Source organism: Streptosporangium sp. NPDC005286, assembly GCF_040607515.1.
Taxonomy (GTDB): domain Bacteria; phylum Actinomycetota; class Actinomycetes; order Streptosporangiales; family Streptosporangiaceae; genus Streptosporangium.
In genome coordinates this window covers 1-2,713 of sequence record NZ_JBEXGU010000370.1, presented here as the reverse complement: position 1 = coordinate 2,713, position 2,713 = coordinate 1, and the positions used below count along the sequence as shown (strand labels likewise).

The 2,713-nt window shown below is 68.0% G+C and carries 1 protein-coding gene; it reads right to left on the bottom strand.

What is annotated here, in order from left to right; genetic code table 11:
• Window positions 1–70 precede the first annotated feature (70 nt).
• The coding region (locus ABZU75_RS46125) for a glycoside hydrolase family 48 protein (protein ID WP_355569837.1) at window positions 71–2,713 on the bottom strand (2,643 nt) is incomplete at its 5' end.

Here is a 2,713-nt window from a genome sequence, read left to right as displayed (position 1 = left end):
TCCGGCTCAGACGGGAGCCGGACCGGGAACCGGGGTCAAGGCCGGAATCGGGATCGGGGAAGGTGCCGGATCAGGGGAAGAGCCGGCCGTACTCGGCCAGGGCGACGGCGACGTCCACCTGTGCCCAGAACCGGTGGTAGTTGAAGGACGGGGCGGGCCCGGTGCCCTTCAGGAAGGCGTCCACCTTCGGCCAGTCCGGGTCGTTCTTGTAGAAGGACCGGATGGACAGGAAGGTCGAGCTGGAGTTGATCACGTCGCCGTTGGGCATCTTGCCGCTCCAGCCCGCGGGGACGTAGACCGGGTCGTTGAGGCGCCGGTAGTCGGCCTTCGTCTCGGGGACCGAGACACCCTTGGCGTCCTGGTTGTTCTTCCACATGCCGTCGAGCAGGCCCTTGGCGACGTTCTTGGCGGTGGCGTTGCCGGACTTGGCCGCGTAGTACATCAGCACCTTGGCGTAGGAACCCGCCACGCCCACGTCCGTCGTGTAGTCCCTGATGCTCACGTGCAGCCCGCTGTTGCCGCCGGGGTTGCTCGCGTTCCAGGTGTCGGGCTGGCCGGTCCACACCAGGGTCGAGGGGATCTGGTAGGTCCCGTCGGCGTTGACGGTGGTGTTGTCGGTGGCCCACTTGACCCACTTGTCGAGGATCAGCTTGGCGTCGGCGTTGCCGGTCGCGTAGTAGAGCTCCGCGACCCGCTCCATCGTCCAGGCCTGGAAGCCGAACCACTGGTTGGACGGCGGGTCGTGGTAGACCGGCTGCCAGTCATAGGCCATGCCGTAGAAGGTGGGCAGTGTCGACGGCGGGGCCGCGTAGTGACCCTGCCAGCTGTTGGTGGCGCCACCGGCGATCGCGCCCTCGCTCGACTGGAGCCAGCGGTAGAACTCAAGCTGCCGCTTGGCGCTGGTGGTCCAGTCCGCGACGGCGGTCGTGCCCTTGGGCTTGAGCACGTCCACGCTGGACAGTGCCCAGGCGGCCATCGGGTTCTGGTAGCCGGAGTGGTTGTGGCTGGAGCCGATCCGCCAGGCCCAGCCGGCGGAGCTGTCGTTGGCGCCGCCCCAGGCGTAGTACCAGCTCAGCAGGTAGGAGGCGCTGTCCTTGCCGGTGCCCGCCGCACACGAGGTGCTGGTGCAGCCCTGCTTCTTGAAGTACTTGTCGTACATCGCGTAGCGCAGGTAGTCACCCATCTTCGCGGCCTTGGCGACCGTGGCCGAGACCTGCGACGCCTTGTTCTGCTCGGTGGCCCAGGTGTGCGCCCAGTAGGCCACCTGGACGGCGCGGGCGTCCGCGTCGGGGGCGTTGGTGTACTTCCACTGCTTGGCGTAGCTGCTGTCCCCGGTGAACAGGTCCAGGAAGCCGTTCGGGCCGCCGTGCTTGAAGGTGTCGCAGGACGGCTGCGGAATGGTCTCGAAGACCGACTCCTCGGGGCCGCGCTGGTAGGTGTTGATGTAGGCGGGCCTGGTGGTGCCGTCCCCGCAGCGGCCGAAGCCGTAGGTGTTGTCCACGTCCAGCAGCCAGTGCATGCCGTAGACGTCGCTGGTGCCGTAGGCGGTCTTCAGCTCGTTCGCGATCGGGTCGACGCCGACGCTCACGCCGTTGTCCAGCTTGGAGGGGTACTGCTTGATGTCGTCCCACTCGCCGGCGTACGTGGCGGGCTTGGACGGGTTGTAGAAGGAGTTGGTCGGCTGGTCGGCGGTGGCCGGGATGATGTACTTCTCCATCGAGGCCCAGGCGGCGTTGAACCTGCTCCAGTCGCCGGTCACCTTGCCGTAGGCCGCCTCCAGCCACAGGTAGTAGCTGTAGGCCTCGGAGGTGGTCTCGTGCCCGTGGTCCGGCGCCTCGACCATGAAGGTCTCGACGGAGTGGTAGGGCACGCCCTCCGGCGAGAAGTAGCCGTTCGCCGGGTCCTTGAGCTTGTTGTACATCGCGACGAAGCGCTTGATGTACTCGTTGTCGCCACCGCTGACGTCGTTGTCCACCTCGGTGGCGGTCACCTTGGCCGAGGTGTGACCGGGGGCGGTCGAGGTGAACTCCGCACTGCCGGAGGTCTGGTCGGCGTCCTCGGCGGCGGCGATCCGCACCGTCTGGGCCGTGTTCCAGTTGGCGGTGGTGAAGGTCAGCGACGCGCCGGAGGAGACGGTCAGGTCGGTGTCACCGCTCGTCCTGGCGGTCGTCACGGTGACGTTCGAGGTCGGGGCCTTGGAGAGCTTGACCGAGAAGTCGGCGGTGCCGCCCTCGGGGACGGCGATCGTGGACGGGGTGGCGAGCACCGCGGCGGCGGAGTCGGCGGTGACGGTGATCCCCACCGGGGTGGAGGTGGTGACCGCCCCCGCGTTGTCGGTCGCCCGCGCGGTGAGCGAGTAGCTTCCGGCGGCGACGTTCGTCCAGTTGAAGGCGTACGGCGCGGTGGTGTCGGTGCTCAGCACCGTGCTGCCGTTGAGGAACTCGACCTTGGAGACGGTGCCGTCGCTGTCGGCCGCGTCGGCGGTGATCGGGACCGTCGCGGGCGCGGCGAAGGTGGCCCCGGCCGCCGGAGCGGTGATCTTCACCGTGGGCGGCTGGTTGACGGGGGTGGTCCCGCCACAGGCTACGCCGTTGATCGTGAAGGAGGTCGGCTTGGGATTGGTACCGGACCAGCTGCCGTTGAAGCCGATGCTGGTCGAGGCGCCGGTGGCCAGGTTGCCGTTCCAGTCCAGGTTCTTGGCGGTGACGGCCTG